This window comes from Patescibacteria group bacterium (assembly GCA_041653535.1).
GTDB lineage: Bacteria > Patescibacteriota > Patescibacteriia > JACRDY01 > JACRDY01 > JBAZFH01.
This window is the reverse complement of record JBAZFH010000004.1, coordinates 83,096-105,401: the sequence shown is the minus strand read 5'-3', so window position 1 is coordinate 105,401 and position 22,306 is coordinate 83,096. Positions and strand designations below refer to the sequence as shown.

The following is a 22,306-nucleotide window of genomic DNA, read 5'->3' as shown; positions in this document are numbered from 1 at the left end:
TATGGCAGATAATAAGCAAAATATCAGTCATTTTTATCCGATCGTCTGCTCTTTCTGCCAGGGTCGTGGTTGTGACTCTTGCGGTGAACTAGGAATCGCTTATTGGTATACAAATTTGAATTCGCAAAAAAAAGAAGAATACTTTTTATATTGGGGTGAAACCATCGACTGGCAAAACATTGCCCGCCGAACTATGGAAAAGTTTTTTACCAAAGCCGTTAATATTGTTTTGTTGATTTTTGGAGCAGTTGGCTTACTTTTAGGTTTATGGGTTTATGGCGAGCCGATAGCGTCGGGAGAGATATTAAAAATTACCCTAAATCCTTTTAGCTATTATTTTCACGGTTGGCCAAATTTACGCGGCGATGGAAAGGTAGTTTTGTTTTGGATAAGCATACTGGTTGATTCGTATCTTTTTTATCGTTTAGAGATAGCTAATTCTAAAAAAATCAGCATCATAAAAAAAGTTTTTGATGATCAGGCGGTTAAAGCTAAAAATTTTATATCGCCGAGTGTTCCTACTTGGGCACAGTTATTGGATGGTAAAGATGTACAGATTGATATTAGCCGCAATTATTCTCCTGATGCAATCAGGGCATTAGAGCAGGCGTGGCGGATAGCTAAAAATTGGCACCACCCGGAAGTTTTACCGATTCATCTTTTAGCTGGATCGCTAAGCAGTCATAAAACAAATGTAATTTTTAGTCGTTTGGGTACTGACGGCGAAAAGCTGATGAAGGGTATTAAAGAGGCAATGGCTAAGATTTCTCCGGCAATTTCGGGTCAGCCGGTTCTCTCGTCAACTGTAAAAAATGTGATTTTTCGCGCTTATGAACAAGCGTATTTATTTCGTCAGGAACAAGTTACTGTCGCCGAGCTTTTAATCGCCATTGATCAAGAAAAGAATATCGCTTCAGATCTTTTATATCAATTAGATATTGATTTGAATAAAATCAGAAATGTTGTTGTTTGGCTGCAGATCAATGAACGGTTGTATCAACAATGGAAACGTCATCATCGTTTGGGTAAACGACGACCCAAAGGTGATGTTAATAAAGCTTATACCGCGGTAATGACGCCGTTTTTAGACGCTTTTTCCGTTGATTTAACGCGGCAGGCGGTTTATGGGCTGTTTCCACCGAATATCGGTCGGGAAGACGAAATACAAGAGGTTTTACGCATTATAGAGGGCGGTAACAACAGTGTTGTCTTGGTCGGTCAGCACGGAGTGGGTAAAACAGCGATTATTGAAGATATTGCCCAACGCATGATAGCTGACGAGGTTCCTAAAGTAATGCAGGATAAACGATTGGTGACTCTTAGTATTCCCAAAATTACCGCTGGCGTTAGTGCTGCCGGAGCCAGCGAGAGACTGCTTAGTATATTTAACGAAATGCAGCGTTCGGGAAATATTATTTTAGTCATTGAAGACGTGGATCAGTTGCTTGGTATTTCTACCGGTGGTCAAGAAAGTCTGGATTTATCTGATGCTTTGGCTAATTATTTAAGTAAAACCGGGTCAGTTGCTATTACTACTACCACGCCTCAAGGGTATAGCAGCGTTGAATCGGCTGGTGTTTTAAGTTCGGTTTTACATAAAGTAGTAGTAGAAGAACCGACGGGAGATTTGGCGATTCAGATTGTGGAAAGCAGGGTCGGATCGATAGAAGCGCAGACCAAGATTTATTTTTCTTACGATGCAATCGTTAGCGCTGTTGAATTGTCAGCGCGTTATATTCATGATCGTTATCTGCCAGCTAAAGCTTTGGATGTTTTAAAAGAAACAGCTGTTTACGTAGCGCAAAGTCGGGGTCAAAAATCAGCGGTGTTAGGCGAAGATGTGGCGACTATTGTTTCACAAAAAACCAGTATTCCGTTAACTAAAATAAGCGAAGAAGAGTCGGAGAAGTTGGTCGGTCTTGAACAGGAGATACATCAAAGAATGGTCGACCAAGAAGAAGCGGTGAAAGAAGTGGCAGCAGCGCTCCGTCGGGCACGTGCTGGAATGCGCGAGGGGACCAGACCAATAGCCAACTTTTTATTTTTAGGTCCGACCGGTGTCGGTAAAACCGAGCTAGCCAAAACGATTGCGGCTGTTTATTTTGGGAATGAGGATTTGATGATTCGAGTGGATATGTCCGAATACCAAACTAAAGAAAGCCTTTATCGTTTGATCGGCGCTCCTACTGGTCAAAAGAGCGGCGGACTACTCACTGAAGCGGTGCGCAACAACCCGTTTTCTTTAATTTTATTTGATGAAATCGAAAAAGCCCATTCCGATATTTTAAATCTTTTTTTACAGGTAATGGATGATGGTCGTTTGACTGATAACGCTGGCAGAACGGTAGATTTTACCAATACTATTGTTATTATGACTTCTAATGCCGGCACTAAATATATTCAAGACCAGGTTAAAACCGGTGTTGATATTGAACAAATTAAAAATGATTTGGTTGACAATCAATTAAATCAATTTTTTAAGCCGGAATTTTTAAACCGTTTTGACGCAATTAATGTGTTCAAACCGTTAACTATAAAAGAAGTGATCCAGATTGCCAATTTAATGACCAAAAAAATAGCCAATAACTTATTAAAAGAAGGTGTGGTTCTAGAGGTAACGCCAGCGGCGATCGAGGAGCTTGCCTGGGCGGGGTTTGATCCGCAGTTTGGTGCCAGACCACTGCGCCGGGTAATCCAGGAAAAACTGGCTAATGCTTTGGCTAATATGAAAATTCAGAATCAGTTTAAGCGGGGCAGTAAAATAATTTATGATATTGGCGGAAAAATCAGAGTAACTGATGAGTAATATTTTATGAATTTATATATTGTTTTTGCGCTGGGTTTTTTAGCCGCCTTTATTTTGGCGGCAGTTTTTACGTTGCTAATAAAACGAGTCGCTTGGCGTTGGCAGATAGTGGATCGACCAGAAGCTGATCCGGCGCGCAAAATTCATAAAAAAGCAGTACCGCTTTTGGGCGGGCTGGCGATATTTTTTGCTTTTTTTGTCGTTGTCTGGTTTTTTGCTTTTTGCACTGATTTTTTGGTGGGTAAAAATATCAGCCTCTATAATATTTTTACCTTATTTATTGCTGGTTTATTTTTGATGATCGGCGGGATTTTGGATGATAAGTATAATCTCAGTCCGATTAAGCAGTTAGTTTGGCCGGTGTTGGCAATTTTAACCGTGATTATCGGAGGTATCGGCGTGGACAAAATCACCAATCCTTTGGGTGGATTTTTATATTTTAATCAATATCAATTCACGCTGTTGTCCTGGGGTGGTAAAGTTTTTAAGTTTGTTTTGATTGCCGATATTTTTACTTTTTTTTGGTTAATGTTGATGATTTATACCGTCAAACTTTTAGACGGTCTAGACGGGCTGGTGGCGGGTATAGGCGCTATTGGTTCAATTGCTATTTTTCTTTTATCGACAGCGACTCGTTGGTGGCAGCCAGAAACGGCAATTTTAACTATTGTTTTGGCTGGCGCTACTGCGGGTTTTTTACTTTTTAATTTTTATCCGGCTAAAATATTTTTAGGCGAAAGCGGGCTTTTTATTGGTTTTATGTTGGGTGTTTTATCCATCATTTCCGGCGGTAAAATCGCCACTGCTCTTTTAGTGATGGGCATACCAATTTTGGATTTGGTTTGGGTAGTGGCGCGGCGACTTTTTTGGGAGCGCAAAAATCCTTTTAAAACCTCGGACCGTAAACATTTACACTTTCGTTTGCTTGATGTTGGTTTATCGCAGCGGCAGGCAGTCTTAATTTTGTATTTATTTTCCGCTTTTTTCGGCTCGTTGACGCTTTTTTTGCAGAGTAAAGATAAGTTGCTTGCTCTGTTGATTTTATTTGGGGTGATGATTTTTCTCGGAGTTTTTTTGATCCTTATTTATAAAAGAAAAAATCATTTCCGTATTTGAGCAAGTCGTTGTCTTTTTATATTTTAAGATTTATAATTTAAAATTATTATCATTATGTATAAACAATACGTTTTGAAAAACGGTTTGACTGTGATTTTGGCACCGCGAAAAGAAACACAAACGGTTACGGCTTTGTTGTTGGTGAAAGCCGGGTCTCGTTATGAAGATAAGGATGTCCGTGGTATTTCCCATTTTGTGGAACATATGATGTTTAAGGGTACGAAGAAGCGACCGTCAACTTTTATTATTTCTCAGGAGCTAGACTCCGTGGGGGCCGATTACAATGCTTTTACTAGCAAGGACCATACCGGTTATTATGTCAAAGTTAACGCCGGAAAAAAGAGATTAGCGCTAGAACTGCTTTCCGACATGATGTTTAGTTCTGTCTTTTCAGCCGAAGAATTAAAACGAGAAAAAGGAGTAATTATGGAAGAAATGAATATGTATCAAGATAATCCCATTATGTACGTTGAAGATTTGGTCGAAGAGCTTACTTTTTCCGGTAATAAGCTAGGAGAGCTGATAATCGGAACAAAAAAGACCGTTGGGTCTATTAATCGAGAAAAGATTTTGAAATATTGGCAGTATTTTTATCAGCCGAGTAATATGGTTTTAGGTCTAGCTGGTAATTTTCAAAAAACCGATATTAATTTGGTTAAAAAGTATTTTGAAAAAGCAGATAATCGGAGAAATAAAATAAGTTTTACGCCATTTTTAAGCAGTCAACGGTCAGCGCAAAATAAAATTTTGTATAAAAAAACAGACCAAGTGCAGCTGGCGATGAGTTGGTCGGCATATGGCTATCGTGATGTCGACATCTACCCGGCATATTTGCTCGCAACGATACTGGGCGGAACAATGAGCTCGCGTCTTTTTATTGAAATTCGCGAAAAGAGGGGGCTCGCTTATTATATTAAAGCGACAAACAATGTTTATGAAGACACGGGGTGTTTTGTTGTTCAGGCGGGGTTAGATAAAAAGCGTTGGCGTGAGGCAGTCGGGTTGGTTTGGCAGGAAATGGAAAAAATAAAGAAATATGGCGTGACAGACGAGGAGTTAGAAAGAGCGAAGGAATTTTTGCGAGGTAAACTAGCTATCGATTTGGAAGACTCGGCGCATTTAGCGGATTGGTATGCGAAGCAAAAATTATTATCGGGAAAAATAATGGAGCCGAAAGAAAAATTGCAAAAAATACTAAAGGTTAAAGCTAGTGACGTCAAACGTATTGCTCAAAATATTTTTGTTAAAAACCAGCTAAATTTAGCAGTAATTGGCGAGGTGAAAAAAGTGGAAAAAAATATTATTTAAGGTTTTTATCTTTTGGCAAAATATTGTATAATATTACCCAGTATGGAAAACAGTAGAAATCAAAAAGGTGTTACCCTGATAGAGATGATGGTAAGCATTAGCATTCTTATTTTGTTGGTTAATATCGGCATTACTGTTTTTGGTCAGGTGCGAATCAAAGCTCGCGATGCGACGCGTATTAGTGACGTTCAGCAGGTTGAGAAGGCATTAGCCATTTATTATCAGGATCATGGCAAATATCCTGAATCAGCGGTAAATGACGATTATGGTTGGTATGGTCTTTGCGCGGTGGTATCAGGCAGTTCCAGCTGCAGCGCGCATCAATGGGGTTTGAATACGGAATATTGGGTGCCGGATCTACCGACTGATTTGATAGTAAAATTGCCAACCGATCCTTATACTGATGACTGCACTAGATGTTATCTTTATCGGTCTGATGGTGATGACTATAAAATATTGGCAAATAATCCCGAAGATATTTCTAACGAAAGTTATCTGGTGATGATCGATCCTAGTCGAGATGGCGGCAGCGATCCATGCTCATTGGAGTTAAACGTTACGCCGCCAAATACTCCTTGGTCGTGGGCGGTTTATTCTACTGGTGCGCGTTGTTGGTAAAATAATTGGTAATATGAAGCACAAAAAATATTTAGTTGTTGCGAACTGGAAGATGAACCTGACACTTAGTAAAAGTGTCTTTTTGATTAAGCAGTGTAAAAAATTAAAATTAAATAATGTCGAATTAGTAATCGCGCCATCATATCCTGTTTTACCGGCAGCTAATAAATTGCTAAAAAGATCAAAAATAAAAATCGGCGCACAAAATTGTGCAGAAAAAGATTTTGGCGCATTGACAGGAGAGGTGTCGCCCGCTATGCTTGTCGAGCTTGGTTGTAGTTATGTTATTTTAGGACATTCTGAGCGAAAGAATTTTTTTAAAGAAGATTTTATCATGGTTAACCGCAAAATCAAAACCGCCGTACAATATGGTTTGATTCCAATAGTTTGTGTTGGTGAGGATTGGAACGAAAAACAAGAAGGTAGAACGGCGGCGGTAGTGGCAAAGCAGATCAGCGAAGCATTACAAGGAGTCGACCCGCAAAAAGACGAAGTAATAGTCGTTAGTTATGAACCATTTTGGACGATTAGTACTAGTCGGGGGAGTCGCGCCGCTACTACAAAGGAGGTGGAAGAAAGCTGTCAGATGATTCGTCATGTTTTAATTGAGATATACGGTATTGATAAATTTAATAAAAATTTTAAAGTGATTTACGGCGGTACGGTCAACGAACAGACTATTGAATTTTTTTCTCGGATAGATATTTTGGAAGGTTTTTTAGTCGGAGGAGCCAGCCTGGATTGTTATGGATTTCAAAAATTGATTAACGAAATATAGTTTATGATAATAGCCAATATAATTGCATTAGCGGTGATTGTTATTTGTCTTCTTGTAGTGATTATTATTATTGTCAAAAAATTTCCTGCATTAAGTAATATTGATGTCAATGCGTCTTCTTCTGGTCAAGATTCTTTGGTTAAGAAAAGAATTGTGAGAGAAAAATTGAGGAGAAATTTAGTAGAGAGTAGTAGAAAAATGGCTAAAAAAATGAAGCCGACGCTAGAAAAAATATTTGGAAGCTTCAAAACAACCTATCAAAATGTTTTAGATTTAGAAAAAAGATATCGAGCTAAAGTTTCGGCTCATACACCTCAAGAAAAAGAAAAAATAATTCAACAAGCCGGCGATTTAGTCAGTGAAGGAAGAAAGCTGACCGAGGAAGAGGAGTTCGAGGCAGCTGAACGAAAATTCATTGACGCGATTTCTTTGGACCACAAAAACATTGAAGCTTATCAGGGTTTGGGTGATTTGTATTGGGAAAAAGGAAAACTTGATCAGGCTCAAGAAACATTTGAATATATTATCAAAATGAACGCTGATAACTTTGATGCTTATTCGCGTTTGGGCAATATCGCCATCGCTCAAGGAGACTTGGAAAAAGCTAGAGGTTATTATTTAAAGTCTTTAGAGTTAGACTCACAGGCGGCGGTTCGTTATTTCGATTTAGCCAACGTTTATAAGGAATCCCGTGACTATAGTTCAGCTAAAGATAGTTTGGAAAAGGCGGTTGGTCTAGAGCCAAATAATCCCAGATATCTTGACTCTTTGATAGATATCTGTATAATTGTGGGCGATAAGGATGAGGCTAAAGATACATTGGCTCATCTGAAGAAAGTAAATCCAGAAAATAATAAAATTAAAGAATTTGCTAAAAAGATACGCGATTTAGGAAAGCCTTTATCTTTTGAAGATAAAAAATAAGCCGTTGTAGCTCAGCTGGTAGAGCAACTCCATGGTAAGGAGTAGGTCCGCGGTTCAAATCCGCGCAACGGCTCCATGGGTCGGTACCAAAGCAGTCAAATGGGGCTGACTGTAAATCAGCTGGCTTTGCCTTCGGGGGTGCGAATCCCTCCCGGCCCATAGAAAAAATTGCAGCCTTTTGGCTTGCAATTTTTTCTTTTGATGAGGAAGATTCGCACGGGCAGAAGCGAGTTAAGTTCGCCAAGGGCGAACGCAGACGAGCGTCGCGAACTGCGACCCTGGGAACGGTGAGCGCTGCCCAGGACACGAATCCCTCCCGGCCCATATGAAAAAATCTTGCCTTTTGGCAGGATTTTTTCATTATGAGTTGAAGTTGAAGATGGTTAGTGCTGGTTAGCGGGATGACTTCTTGACTTATTTTAGAGATTTGTTATACTGTGGACATCTAAATTTTACCCTTATTTAAAAGGGTTTGCCGCAGACCACGGGCAAACAATAAGTCCCGTGTAGGTAAAACAGCCAAACATCTCCATTTTTTGGCTTATTTCTGCGGTAGATCCGCAGTTTTTTTGTAAATAATAGGCTAGGGAAAGCGGTTTTAGCCGTTAACTTTTAGCCGCTAGTTGCTATATATATGCCAAAAACAAGACAACAAAAGCAGGAAATTATCCAAGATTTTGCCGATAAGGCATCAAAGATTAAGTCAGTAGTATTTTTTAGTTTTGCCGGACTAAAAGTTAGCGCGGTAAATAAACTAAGAAGCGAATGCCGCAAAAACGGACTCGACTACATGGTAGTAAAAAGAACATTGCTTAAACGTTCGTTAGACGAAGCCAAAATCGATATTGATTTGAGTCAGTTGCCAGGTAGTATGGCTATGGCTATTTCTTATGATGACGACGTAGCTCCGGCCCGAACAGTTTGTACCTTTGCCAAAGATAACGAAGTCTTAAAAGTGCTCGGCGGGCTACTGGAAAATAAAGTTATTGCTTCTGAGATGGTTAAGAGTCTGTCTATGTTACCAACGAGAGAAGAGTTGCTTTCCAAGCTGGTTGGCAGTATAGCCGCGCCAATGTCCGGGCTGCTAAACGTTTTGCAGGGTAATCTGCGCGGACTAGTAGTAGTGCTTAACGGTATAAAAGATAAAAAAAGCGTTTAATCAAGATAACTAAATAAATAAAATAATTTTCGCCTCGTGCGGAATAAATGAATTAAATTTATGTCAGAAGAAAAAAAAGTCGTCGAAGTGCCAGAAAAATTTAAAACTCTGGTCGAACAAATCGAGAAGCTATCGGTTCTTGATTTAGCGGAATTAGTCAAGGTTTTAGAAGAAAAATTTGGTGTTTCTGCTGCTGCCGCTCCGGTCATGATGGCCGCTGCCGGTCCTGCTGCCGCTCCAGCTGAGGAAAAAACCAGTTTTGACGTTGAATTGACCGACGCTGGTGCTAACAAGATTGGTGTTATTAAGGCGGTGCGCGAAGTTACTGATCTTGGTTTGAAAGACGCTAAAGACTTAGTTGACGGTGCTCCAAAGATGGTAAAAGAAGGTGCTTCCAAAGAAGACGCTGCAAAAATTAAAGCCAAACTGGAAGAAGCTGGTGCTAAAGTTACTTTGAAGTAAAAGCAACTTCTAAAAATATAAAATCCAGCCGCATAGTTTCGCAGCTGGATTTTTTAGTGTCTAAATATTCTAGAGATTGAGCAGGTAGATACTGGAAGTGTCGGTTAGAAGGTATATCTTTTTATCTTTTTCTGCCACGATAAAATTTGTCAAACCAGTTAATTCTTCTACTACATATTGCGTTGTTATTTTGCCATTGGATTTATCGGCAACTACTATTCGACCCGATTTATCTAAAATATAGAGATTGTCTGATTTCGAATCGGTCCAGATTTTTTGTGGTTCGTTTAATTTTGGCTCGATCATTGATAAACTGAAATTTTGTTTACGTCCAGAAGTAAATTTTTGAATATTGCCGTCTTTTTGCAGAATATAAACATCACCGTCTACAGTCATAGATACGGCAGTATTCAAATCTCGGTTGGAGTCTTTAACCCAGTTGCTGGGCTCGCCAAAACCCTCGGGATTACCCGTATAGCGATAAATTTGATTGTTGGCAGCGCTAATAACGTAAAGGCGATTATTATAAGACTCGATATCCGTGACTTTATTTTCTTGGCCGTTTAGATTAATATTAACATTTTCTAACTTGCTTTCCTTGGTAGTAAAGCGTATCAGACCGTTGCCACCGTGATAATAAATAATATCATTATTATAAAGTAGACCAAACTTTATCTGGGGATCGTTTGAGCTGAGATTCAAAGGTTTTATTTCCGAACCAGCAGTGTCTAGATAGTAAAGAGAGTTATTATTACTATTTAGTAAAAATATTTTTGTGCCAACGATGTTCATAGCCGCTATGTTTGCCGGTGATTCCGGGATTTCCAGCGTCGCTATTTTTTGCGCTTTAATTTTTGCTACGTGCTGAAGTCTGGCTGACACTTCGTCCATTTTTTGTTTAATCTCTCCGGCGGTTTTGACCTCGTCTTTACCGTTGATTTTTAGTTGAGAGTAAATATCTTGAACCTGTTTGTAAAGATCTTGAGCCTGTGTTTCATCGTTATAGATTAATGCTCCTTGAATTTTGTCATTTAACGCTTCAATCTGAGATACGGAATTGTCAAAAACAGCTCTTTGTTTTGCCGCTGTTTTATTGTAACTGGTTTGGGCGATACTAAAAACGAAGAGAACAAAAAGAACGGCGGAAAAAATAAGCAGTTTTCTGCTTAACGGCGGTAGCGCTCTGAATCGTCGGACGTAACTAGCAAGCCAACTAATAAAAAGAGAGTATAGTTTTTGTCGCTCCTTTCGTCGTTGTTGGTCTTTATTGGTAATAATATAATATAAAGACTTACCAGTGCGTCCCAACCAAATGGCGGTTTTTTTTGTTGTATGTATGACGTAAACAGCTGCTTTTTTTATAACCATCCAAAGATTGGTTGCAATTTTTACGCTGGTTTGATTTTGTGGAGTTATTATTGATTTTGGCTGACCTTTCGATTTTATTTGTGCTGATAGTGGTGTTTCTACGGTTTCTGTCGTTGGTATCGCGTATTCCTGTATTGGCATGATAAATTTCGCGTCAATTGAGGATTCTTCATCAACTGCAATCGGTGTTGTGTCGGTTATTTCTATTTCGTTATTAACATCAATAATTTGGGTTTCTTTGGATTTTTGCTGTCTTTTTTCTTGAGCGGATTTCGCTTTCTGTACGGAATAGCTAAAAGCTGCTGCCATGGTATTTTTTGCGCTGCGTAAAATAATAGTTGAATATTTGATCAGGTTGAACTTGAATGGGGGAGAAAGATATTGTTCGGTGGTTTTTTCCGTTGAAATCAAGGTATTGAGAGATCTTTGGGGTAAACGGATTTCTTTTTGACTTTTTATTTCTTCTTCGTCCGGTATTAGTTTTAGTATAATACTGGCAAATACGGTGTTAATACTAGCTTCCAAAAGCAAATCTTTAAGATGTCTACTGGCTGCCGCCGGATCTAGGGTGGTTAAAGTCTGTTTGATTTTATCAAGCGATAGATAGTCTAACAGGGTATTGGTACAAAAAATCATGGAGTCATTTTTGTCGATTTCCCCGTTAACTACGTTGGAGAGTATTTTGAAAGGATTGATTTTTTCTTCCCTGCCGCCAGTGCTGTCCAGAACATCAATCATGCGGTATTCTTGGCTTTTGAGTTGATGAAGCAAAAAGGCGCTAGTATTACCCACGGCGGCAAAATAAAGTTTTTTATTTTTTAAAACCCCAACGGTAATATTCATTTTTTCTAAAAGTTTTGCCAACTTACCACCTTTGATCAGCTCTATTAATTTGTCATTAAAAGTTTGAATTGTTTTTTCAAATGTTTCTTCGACTGATATTTCTTTAGTTGGTCGGCCGACGTCAATCAAAATATTATCTTCACCATAATAGCTTTTTTCCAGAAGCGTCGCTAGATTTTCTATGGTGTCCCAAAGTCCACGATCGTTTGATTCTATTTCGATAATACCAAAAAGTCGTCCTAAGGACTGTTCTTTATCCAGGCTTGGTGTGGTAATAAAAATTTTACACAGCGAGCTGCTTTTATCAGGCGAATAGATAAATAATTGGCTAAACCTGGGGATCATATATTGTTTTGTCGTTGTGGATTTTTATGGTTTATATTATACTATAAACAAGAGAAATATTAAATAGTAATTTATTGGCGGCTTTTTACCGTCAGTTGTTACTCAATTTTATGCTTGAACACCTATTTGGTTCAAAAACTAGAGTAAAACTTTTACGGATTTTTTTAAACCATTCGGAAAACTCCTATTATGTCAGAGAGTTAACCCGACTAACGCATTTGCAGATTAACGCTGTAAGGAGAGAACTGCAAAATCTTGAAGATTTGGGGCTAGTAAAAACTTTTAAGCGCGATGAAAAAGTAGGTGAAAAAGCGGGCGCAAGAAACGGAAAAAAAAATAAATATAATAAGCAAGAAAAAAAATATTATCAGATTAACGTGGACCATGTTTTATTTGCAGAATTAAAAGCTTTAATATTAAAAGCTCAGGTATTAATCGAAAACGATTTAGTCAAAAAAATCGGTAAAATAGGATCGGTAAAATATATGGCACTCACCGGTATCTTCGTTGGTTTTGTCGGCGCGCCAACGGATTTGTTTATTGTCGGCAGTATCAATCGTGACAAACTGAGTCGTTTGATAAGAAAATTTGAAAAAGATTTGAATTATGAAATAAATTTTACTCTTATGCCGGTGACTGAATATAAATATCGTCGAGATATAACCGATAGATTTTTGTACAGCATTTTGGAGAACAAAAAAATAGTAGTGATCGACGAGATAAATTAATCGTTTTGTGAATTTAAAAAAGAGCAGTAAAATAGGCTCGTTTTTGGTTATTTTGACCAGTTTTTTTTGCTGGCCTTATTTTGCGGTTTATAGCCAAGATTTAGTCGCGGCAAAACCTTTAATCAGGATTTACGATAGCGAGACGCTAAAAATAGAAAAAGAATTTTTTCCTTTTGATACGGTGGTAAAAAATTTCAGTCTTGCTGCGGCAGATATTGACGGTGACGGTAGGAGTGAAATAGTTGTTGGCATGGGTTTTGGCGGTGAACCAATGGTTAAGATTTTTGACAGTGACGGGTCGTATTTAAGAGATTTTTTAGCTTACGATAAAAATTTTACCGGCGGTATTCAAGTTGTGGGAACCGACCTGGACAATGACAAAAAAGACGAGATCGTCACCGCTCCGGGTAAAGGCGGCGGTCCGCACGTTAGAATTTTTGACGGAACGGGAACGCCTAAGATTAATATCGGTTGGATGGCTTTTGCCAAAGACTACACCCAGGGTATAAATATTGCCGCTGGTGATATCAACGGAGACGATCAAGAAGAAATAGCGGTTGCCAGAGTATATAATGTTGCAAAGTCAGAGGTAAAAATTTTTGATAAAAACGGTAATGATTTGAAGCTCGGTTTTAAAAGTAATGATTATATTGACAGTTTGGGTCTGTCGATGGTTCTGGAAGATTTTGGTGGGGATAAAAAAACGGAAATGGTCAGCGCCGGACGGTATAATTCTTTGCCAGTAATTGATTTGCGACGTATCGATGGCTCAAAGATTAATTCCTGGAAAGTTTTTGGTGATGATTTTAAGGGAGGGGTTAATATCGCCAGTGGTGATACAAACGGCGACGGGAAAAAAGAAATCATAGTTGGTGCTGGATACACCGGTTCTCCTTCGGTCAAGATTTTCGATTCGTTTGGCAGAGAAGAAAAAAAATTTTTTGCCTTTGATCAAGACTTAACAACTGGTGTCCAGTTGGCGATTGGTCAGTTTGATGATGACAAATCGCTGGAAATAGTAGTGGCGCCGGACAAATTGCCAGACATTAACGTGACTGGGAAATTAATTTTAGTTGATACGGGCAGTAAACAAACATTGTATGCTTACGACAGCGGATTTTTAGTGCGAAGCTTTTTAATTTCTTCTGGTACGAAATACCTCAAAACTCCTCTCGGTAATTTCAGCATTTGGCGTAAAAGACCGACCGTTCATATGTTTGGACCAGGGTACGACTTGCCTGGTGTGCCGTGGGTTTTGTCTTTTAAGGGTCCGTATACTATTCATGGTACCTACTGGCATTCTAATTTTGGTCATCCGATGAGTCATGGTTGCGTTAATATGTATACCCCTGACGCTAAATGGATTTATAATTGGTCGGTTCTAGGTATGCCGGTTGAGATTCTAAAAAATTAGAGGCATTTGATTTTTTGGGCTAATTTTGGTATAATTTTTGTAGCAAATTAATTCATAAGGCTACTAAATTTATGGAAATAAAACAACCAAAAGACCTCAATTATCTAAATGATTTTGAAAAAAAGCATATTCCTTTTGTAGAGTTGCCTAAAAAAATAAAAGCTGGCAAGGAATTTAAGCTTAAAGTAAAAATAGGGGAGATTGTTCATCCGATGATGCCGGAACATTATATTATGTGGGTGGCCGTTTATAATGGCGATATTTTGATTGCAAAAAATAAACTGGAACCTAATACGCCACCAGAAACGGAGTTTACTTTGAAATTTGACCAGGATACGGATTTGCGATTTTTAGAAGAATGCAATATTCATGGTATCTGGGAAAATAAGATAAAAATTGTCTTAACCAAATAATAAAAAATAATATGGCTGTTAAAAAAATCGGCGAAAAATATTATTGCGCCATTTGTGGTAATGAGGTCGAAGTGACTAAGGCCGGCGGCGGGATATTAGTTTGCTGCGGACAAAACATGGAGTTAGTAGGGGCAGCTGCGGAAAAAGCAGTGTAGAGAAAATAATTATTTTTTTATGTTTTTATATATTGTCGCCACCCCTATCGGCAATCTAGCGGACATTACCCTGCGGACATTGGATATTTTGAAAGGGGTTGATTTGATTTTGTGCGAAGACACTCGACAAACCAAAAAACTTTTGGAACATTATCATCTGGAAAAACCAACATTAAGTTATCATCAGCATAGTAAGATAGAAAAAATAGATTTTATCTTAAATAAACTGCGCGAAGGCAGCAATATTGCTTTAGTTTCTGATGCTGGTACGCCGGGAATATCTGATCCGGGAAATTATTTAGTCAAAAAAGCGATCGAACGTTTTGGTTCACAGGTACAAATCGTACCGATTCCCGGTCCGACGGCGTTGGCAGTTCTGGCTTCAGTGGCGGGATTTTCATGCGACCAGTTTTTGTTTCTTGGTTTTTTGCCGCACAAAAAAGGCAGGCAGACTCTTTTAAAGGAAATTATCGCCAGTAGTAGGACTATTATTCTTTATGAATCCTGTCATCGCATAATTAAGTTGATTGGAGAATTGATTGTTTTCGGTGTCGCTGACAGGCAAGTGGTTATCGGTCGTGAGTTGACCAAAAAATTTGAAACGATTTACCGCGGAACGGCGCAGGAGCTTGAACTAGAGCTGAAAAATGGTATAGTAAAAGGAGAATTCGCGGTTATTATTGAGGGTAAAAAATAGGACGTAATTTTTTAAATTATTATGGATCAAAATATTGCTCAAAAATATAATATTGAGGAACGTCAGAAACAAAAAAAAGAACGACCGGTTTTGTATTGGGGGATTCTGGCAGTGGTTTGCATCATCGTTATTATTATTTTTTATACAGTTTGAATAAATAAAAATAATTAATAAAAAGTTGCTTATGGCAATTTTTGATCTCGTTTTATTGATTCTTCTTGGCGGTTTCGTGCTTTTTGGTTTATGGTTTGGTTTTATTCATGCTTTGGGGTCTTTAGTCGGCATAGCCGCCGGCGCTTTTATTGCCGGTCATTATTATCTGGGATTAGCCAGCTGGGGCTCTTTTATTTGGGGTGACGGTGATTTGGGAAAAGTGATATCTTTTGTAATTATTTTGATTTTTGTCAATCGTTTAGTCGGGTTAGTATTTTACTTTTTTGATCGCATGTTTGAATTTGTCACTTTTATTCCTTTTTTAAGCGGTATCAATCGTCTTGCCGGCGGGTTACTTGGTTTTTTAGAAGGTGCTTTTACTTTGGGATTAGTTTTATTTTTTATTGCCCGATATCCGATAAATGAATGGTTGACATTACAGTTGCAAAATTCCAGTATTACTCCTTGGTTTGTTACTATGGCTAAATTTTTGGCGCCGCTTTTGCCGGAATTGTTACGGCAGTTAAAGAGCGTAATTTAAAATTTTTTGGTAATAATGCATTAAATACCTGTCTCCGCTGCTTATGTTGGTTGATTCCCATTGTCATGTAAATTTTAACGCTTATAGTAAAGACGCCGAAGATGTTATTCGGCGTTCTTTGGCTAATAATACTTGGCTCGTTAATATCGGTTCGCAGCTTTCAACCTCGCGGCGCACTATAAAAATTGCGCAAAATTATCAAAAAGGTGTTTATGCGGTGGTCGGCTTGCATCCGATTCATCTGACGCAGGATATTACCGAATCGGCAAAATTTGATGGCAAGGAATATAAATTTGTTACTCGTCAGGAAGTTTTTGATTATGACACGTACAGGAAGTTGGCGAAATCATCAGATAAGGTGGTTGCGTTAGGAGAAGTGGGGTTAGACTATTATTACTTTGACGAAATGAAAGATGATCCTGATAAGATAAAAAAAATTCAAGTGGAAACTTTAAACAAATTTATTGATTTGGCAGATGAACTCAATCTGCCCTTGGTTTTGCATTGTCGGGGAACAAAGAAAGACGTTTACGGGGCGTATGACGATTTGTTAGAAATTTTAAGATTAAAAGTAAAAAATAAAAAATTAAAAGGGGTAGTGCATTGTTTTGGAGGCAATCTGGTCCAAGCAAAAGGGTTTATTGATTTTGGTTTTTATATTGGTTTTACCGGTATTATTACTTTTAAAAAATCATTGGAATTGCGGGAGATAGCAAAAATTATACCGCTGGAAAAAATATTAGTGGAAACCGATGCGCCTTTTTTGGCACCCGAACCGCATCGAGGAGAACGTAACGAACCGATTTATGTCGAGTTTGTTGCAAAAAAAATTGCCGAGGTTAGGGCGGTGAGTTTTGAAGAAGTGGCGAGAACCACAACAGCCAATGCAAAAAAGCTTTTTGGGATTTAAATAAAAAAGTAAAATAAAAAACCGGCTATAAAAGCTGGTTTTTTTTCTTGTACCATCACTACGCAGATGATTATAAAATATACAAGAAAGGTGATGTTGAAAATCGAACTGCCGATGATCAGCGCTTTGTCTGAAACCATGAGATATTTGGCGCTGAAAATCATTGTCGCAAGCAGTCTTGCCAGCACCTCGTAAAAGGAGATATCCTTAGCGGTTTTTCTTTTTAAGGTTTTCTTGATCTGGATGATCATGCCGGCTGACAAGAAGACAAATGCCAAAATTACTGAATAGTTAAGTAAAGCGTTCAATAGTTCTCCTTTTTAATTTTTTAAAAAGCGTGTTTTTGTAGTTGTTTTATGTTTTTGTATTTTTACCATATTTTTTCAAGTAAGTCAATAGTGGAAGAGGGGGGGGGTGTTAAAAGCTAAAAATTTTTTTGTTGACCAAAAATAAAAAGTGCTTTATAATATTGTTGTTTTTTCGTAGCTGCTTTTGAAAAATATGACCAAAGATAAAAAAACCGGGGATTCAAATGATTTGTGGTGGCGTCCCGCGTTGATACTTTTTTTTCAACTTAGCGGTTGGATAGCCTTTCCGGTTATCGGCGCCATATTTATCGGGCAATGGCTTGATAAAAAATACGGTACCGATCCTTGGCTCTATCTGGCGGCGGTTGGGGTTGCTTTTGTTATTTCGACCTTTGGTATAGTTCGCGAAGCTGGAGCGGCAATAAAACAAATGGAAGAGTTTAATAAAAAAGAAAAAAAAGATGACAAGTGAAGCTGGCGACAACAATATAGAAACGCAAATTTCTGGCGTTCATAGTGAAGTACAGACCGAAATCGGTCATGAGCCGACTCTTTTTGCTGAACCGATATTTCATGTGGGTAGCTTTGGCGTTACCAATTCGTTGATTAATACTTGGGTGGTCGTTATATTAGTTGTTGTATTGTCATTGGCCGTGCGTTTGCGATTGAAAGAAACACCAAAAGGTATTCAAAATATTTTCGAAATGGTTGTTGACGGGGCGCTGAATCTTTGCGATACCGTTACCGGCAGCAGGGCAAAGTCGCTGAAATTTTTTCCCATTGCCTTCGCTCTTTTTTTGTTTGTTCTTTTAAACAATTGGCTGGGATTGTTGCCGGGAGTCGGTTCGATCGGTTTTAATGAAGTTGCAGAAGGTCATAAAGTATTTATTCCATTATTTCGCGGCGGTACGGCTGATTTGAACACTACGTTAGCGCTTTCATTGTTCGCCGTTGTCGGTTCGCATATTGCCGGGGTATTGATGATTGGTTTTTGGAAACATTTTAATAAATTTATCAATCTTAAAGCTTTAGCCGAAATTCCGAAAAAAGTTTTGCGTGATCCGGCGATTGTACTAGTAAACCCGATCAAGGCTTTTGTCGGCATAGTTGAGGTTATCGGTGAAGTTGCCAAAGTCGCCTCTTTATCCTTCCGGTTATTCGGTAATATTTTTGCCGGAGAAGTACTGCTTAGTTCCATGGCGGCTTTATTTGCCTTTATTCTGCCGATTCCTTTTATGTTTTTAGAGATAATCGTCGGTATTATTCAGGCTTTAATTTTTGCAGTCTTGACTTTAGTTTATTTGACTATTGCCAGTACGGCAGAAGAACATTAACTAGTTGCCAGTGTTTAGTTGTTAGATTTTTTTAACCACTAACTACTGTCTGTTAGTCATTATTAATTAGGAAATAATTAAATGATCATCAGGGGACTATAAACAAAAAAACAGTCTAAATTGATGGTCAATATATTAAAAAAAATATGGATTTAACAATGCTTGCGAAAGCCTTGGCAATCGGCATTGGTTCTATCGGACCAGCGCTTGGTATTGGTAAAATCGGTGCTAAGGCCATGGAATCAATCGGTCGTAATCCTGAAGCCGCCGGCAAGATTCTTGTCCCGATGCTGCTTGCCATGGCGTTTGCCGAAGCGGTTGCTATTTACGCCTTGGTTATCGCTTTTGGTATCAAATAATACTTTTTGACGAACGGAGGATCAGTCGTTTTAGACTAGTCCTTCGGGGTTAAAAAATATTAGCTACCCAATATGGAATCATTAATTGAAACGTTTCATCTTGACGTAAAATTGGTTATCGCTCAGCTGGTAAATTTTGTTATTGTTCTTTTGGTTTTGTGGTTTTTTGCGCTCAAACCTTTACTCAAGACTATGAATGAGCGTTCGGCAAAAATAGAAAAAAGTTTGCGCGACGCCCAAGAAATCGAAGAGCGTGTCAAGAGTAGTAAAAAGGAAAGAGAAGAGAAAATTGCTGAAATTAAAAGAGAGTCTTTGGAGATTTTAGCTCAAACCCAGGTACAGGCTGAGGAAAATCGTAAAGAAACAATAAATAAAACCAAGGAAGATGTCGCCAAATTGGTAAACCAGGGCAAAGAACAGCTGGCGGCGGAAAAAGACAAGATGGTGTCTGCGGCTAAAACAGAAGTCGCAGATTTGGTAGTGGCTGTCACAAAAAAGGTTCTTGGCAGCGCTTTGACCAAAGATATCGACAAAAAAGTAATAGAAGATGCAATAGAGAAGATAAAATAATTAATTTATGAAAAAGCTTTCTGCTAAAAAATACGCCGCCGCTTTTTATCAAGCAACCGCAGATATGAGTAAGACCCAGGTTGACCAAGCAGCTGAAAATTTGGTTGGAATGCTTTTTAAAAATAAAAGTTTAAAACTAGCAGATCGGATAATCGAGGAGTTTACCGAGTATGACAAGCAGCAAACTGGAGTGATCGATGTTGTTGTTTACTCGGCGCGACCGTTAGACCAAGCGGCAAAGAAAAGTTTGGTAGAGAAGATAAAAAAAATTAATCGGGCTGTCAAGATAAATGTTAACAATGTGGTTGACGAGGGTCTGCTGGGCGGTATGGTCTTGAAAATCGGCGACCAGATTTTAGATGCCAGTATTAATACCTGTTTGGACGATTTGCGGCAAAACATTATTTAAAAAATATAATATTTAAATTTATTTTATGTCTAGCACTACAAAAGATTACATTATTGAAAGTCTAAAAAAACAGATTAAGGATTTTAAAACCGGAGTAAGGCTGGAAAACACCGGTACGGTGGTTGAAGTCGGAGATGGCATCGCCCGTATCGCCGGGTTGTCTGAATGCATGTCTTCGGAAATGTTGGAGTTTCCCGGGAAAATTTTTGGCGTGGCGCTAAATCTGGAAGAAGAATCTGTTGGGGCAATGATTTTGGGCGATTATGTGGGGATAAAAGAAGGTGATACGGTAAAAACTACCGGCAGAATATTGGAAGTTCCGGTGGGAGACGGGCTAATCGGTAGGGTAGTCGATCCGCTCGGGGCGCCGTTAGACGGCAAAGGAGATATTAAAGCTGCTACTTATTATCCGGTAGAGAAAATTGCTCCTCGCGTTATCACCCGCGAAGCGGTTCGCCAATCTCTACAAACCGGTATTAAGGCGATTGATGCTATGATTCCCATTGGTCGCGGTCAGCGTGAATTGATTATCGGCGATCGTCAAACCGGTAAAACCGCTATTGCCATCGACACGATTATCAACCAAAAAGGTCAAAACGTTATTTGCATTTATGTGGCGATCGGTCAAAAGGAATCAAAAATTGCTCGTATCGTTGCCGAACTAGAAAAGCGCGGAGCCATGGAATATACCATCGTGGTGGTAGCCGGCGCTTCTGATCCGGCTTCGCTTTCTTACATTGCTCCTTATGCTGGTTGCGCTATGGGTGAATATTTTATGGATCAAGGAAAAGATGTTTTGGTAGTATACGATGATTTATCTAAACACGCCGTCGCTTATCGAGAAATATCTTTACTCTTGCGCCGTCCGCCAGGACGAGAAGCTTATCCAGGAGATATTTTTTATCTACATTCTCGTTTATTGGAACGTGCCGCCAAACTTAGCCAGGAAAATGGCGGTGGTTCGTTGACTGCTTTACCGATTATCGAAACTCAGGCCGGAGACGTTTCGGCTTATATTCCGACTAATGTTATTTCTATTACCGACGGACAGATTTTTTTGGAGAGCGATTTGTTTTATCAAGGTGTCCGTCCGGCTCTTAATACAGGTATTTCCGTTTCTCGCGTCGGATCAGCTGCACAGATAAAGGCGATGAAAAAAGTAGCGGGTAAGCTAAAACTTAGCATGGCGCAATATCGCGAACTCGCCGCTTTCGCCCAGTTTGGTTCTGATTTGGACGAAACTACCCGTAATCAGTTAAGTCTTGGTCAGCGCATGCAAGAAATACTTAAGCAAGGTCAGTATGTACCGATGTCGATTGATCATCAGGTAATTATTATTTATGTCGGTATCAACGGATATCTCAATGATGTGCCAGTGGAGAAAGTACAGGAATTTGAGGCCGGTTTTCATAAATATCTGGATATTAACGGTAAGAAGGTGCTACAAGAAATTGTCAGTAAAAAAGATTTGACTGAAGAAATAGAAAATGGAATAAAAAATTTGGTTAACGATTACAAGCAGACACTGGATTATATAATTAAATAGACGCATTAAGCTTGCAGCCCGCGGTCTATCGCCGCGTGTTGAAAGCCGAAAGCTATTTTATGCCTAGTACTAGGGATATAGTTCGCCGGATCAAATCGGTGAAAAACACTAAAAAAATTACCAAAGCCATGGAAATGGTGTCTTCTTCCAAAATGCGTAAAGCGGTTGGCGGCGTTTTGGCGACTCGTCCTTACGCTACGCTTGCTTGGCAGCTGGTTTTAAGCGTTGCCGGAAAAACTAAATCCGGACTGCACCCGTTGCTTACCCGTCGGGCACAAGTCAAAAAAATCGCTTTGGTTTTAGTCAGTTCCAACAGGGGATTGTGCGGTTCTTTTAACCAACAGGTAGTCAGGGTGGCTAAAGAATATTTACGACGGGCTCAGGAAAAAAACCCGGAACTAGCTGCTGATTTTTTGGTGCTGGGTAGAAAGTCGGCAAAAATCATTTCCCGAATGGGATATAATCTGGTCGCTGAGTTTGAAAAAGCCGACGTGGTGGAAAACTCTCTCAGTATTAGACCGCTTGCCAAAATGCTGGTTAAAGATTTTTTGTCCGGTAAATATGATCAGGTGGTTTTGGTTTATACCGACTATATTTCTTCACTGCGACAAATAGCGCGCACCAAACAGATTTTGCCGATAATTCCTGATCCCGACCAAATGCTAGGCATAGTCGAAAAAGCGGTTGATAGTGTCGACGGTTCGGTTGAGCAACAAAATTTTGAGTATTTATTTGAACCAAATCCCAAAATTATTTTGCAGGAATTGTTACCCAGATTACTGGAAGTTCAGGTTTATCAGGCTTTACTGGAAAGCAATGCTTCTGAACACAGCGCTCGAATGTTGGCGATGCGTAACGCTAGCGACGCCGCCGGCGACATGATTAATGAGTTAACGTTGATATATAACCAGGCGCGGCAGGCGGCAATTACCAGGGAAATAGCCGAAATTGCCGGCGGTAAGGCAGCGTTGGAATAGTTACAAATTAATAATTTAGTGTTTGATAGTTGGTAGTTAGATTTTTTTACTAACCACTAACCACT

The 22,306-nt window shown here is 39.1% G+C and carries 25 protein-coding genes and 2 tRNA genes; 26 read left to right on the top strand and 1 reads right to left on the bottom strand.

All coding sequences use genetic code 11. The features are described from left to right. Position 1 precedes the first annotated feature (1 nt). The 10 genes from WC310_04830 to rplL all read left to right on the top strand — a co-directional run bounded on the left by WC310_04830 (position 2) and on the right by rplL (position 9,171). Positions 2-2,806, top strand: coding sequence for an ATP-dependent Clp protease ATP-binding subunit (locus WC310_04830; GenBank protein ID MFA5359109.1), 2,805 nt, complete (start codon positions 2-4; stop codon positions 2,804-2,806). Positions 2,807-2,812: 6 nt separating this feature from the next. After that, the gene (locus WC310_04825; protein ID MFA5359108.1) at positions 2,813-3,922 is read left to right on the top strand and encodes an MraY family glycosyltransferase; all 1,110 of its coding nucleotides are present in this window, start codon (positions 2,813-2,815) and stop codon (positions 3,920-3,922) included. A gap of 54 nt (positions 3,923-3,976) precedes the next feature. Next, positions 3,977-5,230, top strand: a complete 1,254-nt coding sequence (locus tag WC310_04820) for a pitrilysin family protein (protein MFA5359107.1) — start codon at positions 3,977-3,979, stop codon at positions 5,228-5,230. A 42-nt stretch (positions 5,231-5,272) separates the two neighbouring features. Then, positions 5,273-5,848, top strand: a complete 576-nt coding sequence (locus WC310_04815) for a prepilin-type N-terminal cleavage/methylation domain-containing protein (GenBank protein ID MFA5359106.1) — start codon at positions 5,273-5,275, stop codon at positions 5,846-5,848. A gap of 13 nt (positions 5,849-5,861) precedes the next feature. Continuing rightward, entirely contained in the window at positions 5,862-6,626 is a 765-nt protein-coding gene (gene tpiA / locus WC310_04810; GenBank protein MFA5359105.1) for a triose-phosphate isomerase, read from the top strand. A gap of 3 nt (positions 6,627-6,629) precedes the next feature. Next, a complete protein-coding gene (locus tag WC310_04805) occupies positions 6,630-7,550 on the top strand; it encodes a tetratricopeptide repeat protein (protein ID MFA5359104.1) in 921 nt (306 codons plus the stop codon). Next, positions 7,551-7,626 (top strand) — tRNA-Thr (locus WC310_04800). A gap of 1 nt (position 7,627) precedes the next feature. Continuing rightward, positions 7,628-7,709, top strand: a tRNA-Tyr gene (locus WC310_04795). A gap of 475 nt (positions 7,710-8,184) precedes the next feature. Beyond that, positions 8,185-8,709, top strand: a complete 525-nt coding sequence (gene rplJ / locus WC310_04790; GenBank protein MFA5359103.1) for a 50S ribosomal protein L10 — start codon at positions 8,185-8,187, stop codon at positions 8,707-8,709. A gap of 60 nt (positions 8,710-8,769) precedes the next feature. After that, positions 8,770-9,171, top strand: a complete 402-nt coding sequence (gene rplL / locus WC310_04785) for a 50S ribosomal protein L7/L12 (protein ID MFA5359102.1) — start codon at positions 8,770-8,772, stop codon at positions 9,169-9,171. Between the two features lie 69 nt (positions 9,172-9,240). Here rplL and WC310_04780 read toward each other — a convergent pair whose 3' ends face one another. Then, complete coding sequence (locus tag WC310_04780; GenBank protein ID MFA5359101.1) at positions 9,241-11,727, bottom strand: hypothetical protein; 2,487 nt, start codon at positions 11,725-11,727, stop codon at positions 9,241-9,243. Between the two features lie 110 nt (positions 11,728-11,837). Here WC310_04780 and WC310_04775 point away from each other — a divergent pair, with 110 nt between their 5' ends. The 16 genes from WC310_04775 (at position 11,838) to atpG (ending at position 22,241) form a co-directional block, all read left to right on the top strand. After that, on the top strand, positions 11,838-12,455 hold the full coding sequence (locus tag WC310_04775; GenBank protein ID MFA5359100.1) for a hypothetical protein: 618 nt from the start codon (positions 11,838-11,840) through the stop codon (positions 12,453-12,455). Between the two features lie 7 nt (positions 12,456-12,462). Then, positions 12,463-13,869, top strand: a complete 1,407-nt coding sequence (locus WC310_04770) for a L,D-transpeptidase family protein (GenBank protein MFA5359099.1) — start codon at positions 12,463-12,465, stop codon at positions 13,867-13,869. Positions 13,870-13,940: 71 nt separating this feature from the next. Then, the gene (locus WC310_04765; protein ID MFA5359098.1) at positions 13,941-14,282 is read left to right on the top strand and encodes a class II SORL domain-containing protein; all 342 of its coding nucleotides are present in this window, start codon (positions 13,941-13,943) and stop codon (positions 14,280-14,282) included. 11 nt (positions 14,283-14,293) lie between these two features. After that, the gene (locus tag WC310_04760; GenBank protein ID MFA5359097.1) at positions 14,294-14,437 is read left to right on the top strand and encodes a desulfoferrodoxin FeS4 iron-binding domain-containing protein; all 144 of its coding nucleotides are present in this window, start codon (positions 14,294-14,296) and stop codon (positions 14,435-14,437) included. A gap of 19 nt (positions 14,438-14,456) precedes the next feature. After that, positions 14,457-15,134, top strand: coding sequence for a 16S rRNA (cytidine(1402)-2'-O)-methyltransferase (gene rsmI / locus WC310_04755; protein MFA5359096.1), 678 nt, complete (start codon positions 14,457-14,459; stop codon positions 15,132-15,134). A 21-nt stretch (positions 15,135-15,155) separates the two neighbouring features. Next, positions 15,156-15,287 carry a hypothetical protein gene (locus WC310_04750; GenBank protein ID MFA5359095.1) on the top strand — a complete coding sequence of 44 codons (132 nt, stop codon included), beginning with the start codon at positions 15,156-15,158 and terminating at the stop codon, positions 15,285-15,287. A 31-nt stretch (positions 15,288-15,318) separates the two neighbouring features. Further along, a complete protein-coding gene (locus tag WC310_04745) occupies positions 15,319-15,828 on the top strand; it encodes a CvpA family protein (GenBank protein MFA5359094.1) in 510 nt (169 codons plus the stop codon). Between the two features lie 43 nt (positions 15,829-15,871). Next, positions 15,872-16,738, top strand: a complete 867-nt coding sequence (locus tag WC310_04740; protein MFA5359093.1) for a TatD family hydrolase — start codon at positions 15,872-15,874, stop codon at positions 16,736-16,738. Positions 16,739-16,804: 66 nt separating this feature from the next. After that, positions 16,805-16,933, top strand: coding sequence for a hypothetical protein (locus tag WC310_04735; GenBank protein ID MFA5359092.1), 129 nt, complete (start codon positions 16,805-16,807; stop codon positions 16,931-16,933). A 306-nt stretch (positions 16,934-17,239) separates the two neighbouring features. Continuing rightward, positions 17,240-17,518, top strand: a complete 279-nt coding sequence (locus WC310_04730; GenBank protein ID MFA5359091.1) for an AtpZ/AtpI family protein — start codon at positions 17,240-17,242, stop codon at positions 17,516-17,518. Next, positions 17,508-18,380, top strand: a complete 873-nt coding sequence (atpB, locus tag WC310_04725; protein ID MFA5359090.1) for a F0F1 ATP synthase subunit A — start codon at positions 17,508-17,510, stop codon at positions 18,378-18,380. Before WC310_04730 ends, atpB begins: the two co-directional genes overlap by 11 nt. A gap of 146 nt (positions 18,381-18,526) precedes the next feature. Next, the gene (gene atpE, locus WC310_04720; protein ID MFA5359089.1) at positions 18,527-18,739 is read left to right on the top strand and encodes an ATP synthase F0 subunit C; all 213 of its coding nucleotides are present in this window, start codon (positions 18,527-18,529) and stop codon (positions 18,737-18,739) included. Between the two features lie 72 nt (positions 18,740-18,811). Further along, positions 18,812-19,309 (top strand): F0F1 ATP synthase subunit B, encoded by a 498-nt coding sequence (atpF, locus tag WC310_04715; protein ID MFA5359088.1) that lies wholly within the window; start codon positions 18,812-18,814, stop codon positions 19,307-19,309. A gap of 7 nt (positions 19,310-19,316) precedes the next feature. Next, the gene (atpH, locus tag WC310_04710; protein MFA5359087.1) at positions 19,317-19,718 is read left to right on the top strand and encodes an ATP synthase F1 subunit delta; all 402 of its coding nucleotides are present in this window, start codon (positions 19,317-19,319) and stop codon (positions 19,716-19,718) included. 25 nt (positions 19,719-19,743) lie between these two features. Continuing rightward, complete coding sequence (atpA, locus tag WC310_04705) at positions 19,744-21,264, top strand: F0F1 ATP synthase subunit alpha (protein ID MFA5359086.1); 1,521 nt, start codon at positions 19,744-19,746, stop codon at positions 21,262-21,264. Between the two features lie 59 nt (positions 21,265-21,323). Then, on the top strand, positions 21,324-22,241 hold the full coding sequence (gene atpG / locus WC310_04700; protein ID MFA5359085.1) for an ATP synthase F1 subunit gamma: 918 nt from the start codon (positions 21,324-21,326) through the stop codon (positions 22,239-22,241). Positions 22,242-22,306 lie beyond the last annotated feature (65 nt).

Excerpts from the sequence above, each read along its gene's own strand:
- WC310_04745 (MFA5359094.1), top strand. The coding sequence starts at position 15,319 with ATGGCAATTTTTGATCTCGTTTTATTGATTCTTCTTGGCGGTTTCGTG.
- rplL (MFA5359102.1), top strand. The coding sequence starts at position 8,770 with ATGTCAGAAGAAAAAAAAGTCGTCGAAGTGCCAGAAAAATTTAAAACT.
- rsmI (MFA5359096.1), top strand. The coding sequence starts at position 14,457 with ATGTTTTTATATATTGTCGCCACCCCTATCGGCAATCTAGCGGACATT.
- WC310_04765 (MFA5359098.1), top strand. The coding sequence starts at position 13,941 with ATGGAAATAAAACAACCAAAAGACCTCAATTATCTAAATGATTTTGAA.
- WC310_04815 (MFA5359106.1), top strand. The coding sequence starts at position 5,273 with ATGGAAAACAGTAGAAATCAAAAAGGTGTTACCCTGATAGAGATGATG.
- rplJ (MFA5359103.1), top strand. The coding sequence starts at position 8,185 with ATGCCAAAAACAAGACAACAAAAGCAGGAAATTATCCAAGATTTTGCC.
- WC310_04830 (MFA5359109.1), top strand. The coding sequence starts at position 2 with ATGGCAGATAATAAGCAAAATATCAGTCATTTTTATCCGATCGTCTGC.
- WC310_04825 (MFA5359108.1), top strand. The coding sequence starts at position 2,813 with ATGAATTTATATATTGTTTTTGCGCTGGGTTTTTTAGCCGCCTTTATT.
- atpB (MFA5359090.1), top strand. The coding sequence starts at position 17,508 with ATGACAAGTGAAGCTGGCGACAACAATATAGAAACGCAAATTTCTGGC.
- WC310_04760 (MFA5359097.1), top strand. The coding sequence starts at position 14,294 with ATGGCTGTTAAAAAAATCGGCGAAAAATATTATTGCGCCATTTGTGGT.
- WC310_04820 (MFA5359107.1), top strand. The coding sequence starts at position 3,977 with ATGTATAAACAATACGTTTTGAAAAACGGTTTGACTGTGATTTTGGCA.
- WC310_04735 (MFA5359092.1), top strand. The coding sequence starts at position 16,805 with ATGATTATAAAATATACAAGAAAGGTGATGTTGAAAATCGAACTGCCG.
- WC310_04740 (MFA5359093.1), top strand. The coding sequence starts at position 15,872 with ATGTTGGTTGATTCCCATTGTCATGTAAATTTTAACGCTTATAGTAAA.
- WC310_04750 (MFA5359095.1), top strand. The coding sequence starts at position 15,156 with ATGGATCAAAATATTGCTCAAAAATATAATATTGAGGAACGTCAGAAA.
- atpE (MFA5359089.1), top strand. The coding sequence starts at position 18,527 with ATGGATTTAACAATGCTTGCGAAAGCCTTGGCAATCGGCATTGGTTCT.
- WC310_04780 (MFA5359101.1), bottom strand. The coding sequence starts at position 11,727 with ATGATCCCCAGGTTTAGCCAATTATTTATCTATTCGCCTGATAAAAGC.
- atpG (MFA5359085.1), top strand. The coding sequence starts at position 21,324 with ATGCCTAGTACTAGGGATATAGTTCGCCGGATCAAATCGGTGAAAAAC.
- WC310_04730 (MFA5359091.1), top strand. The coding sequence starts at position 17,240 with ATGACCAAAGATAAAAAAACCGGGGATTCAAATGATTTGTGGTGGCGT.
- WC310_04805 (MFA5359104.1), top strand. The coding sequence starts at position 6,630 with ATGATAATAGCCAATATAATTGCATTAGCGGTGATTGTTATTTGTCTT.
- atpH (MFA5359087.1), top strand. The coding sequence starts at position 19,317 with ATGAAAAAGCTTTCTGCTAAAAAATACGCCGCCGCTTTTTATCAAGCA.
- atpF (MFA5359088.1), top strand. The coding sequence starts at position 18,812 with ATGGAATCATTAATTGAAACGTTTCATCTTGACGTAAAATTGGTTATC.
- atpA (MFA5359086.1), top strand. The coding sequence starts at position 19,744 with ATGTCTAGCACTACAAAAGATTACATTATTGAAAGTCTAAAAAAACAG.
- WC310_04775 (MFA5359100.1), top strand. The coding sequence starts at position 11,838 with ATGCTTGAACACCTATTTGGTTCAAAAACTAGAGTAAAACTTTTACGG.
- tpiA (MFA5359105.1), top strand. The coding sequence starts at position 5,862 with ATGAAGCACAAAAAATATTTAGTTGTTGCGAACTGGAAGATGAACCTG.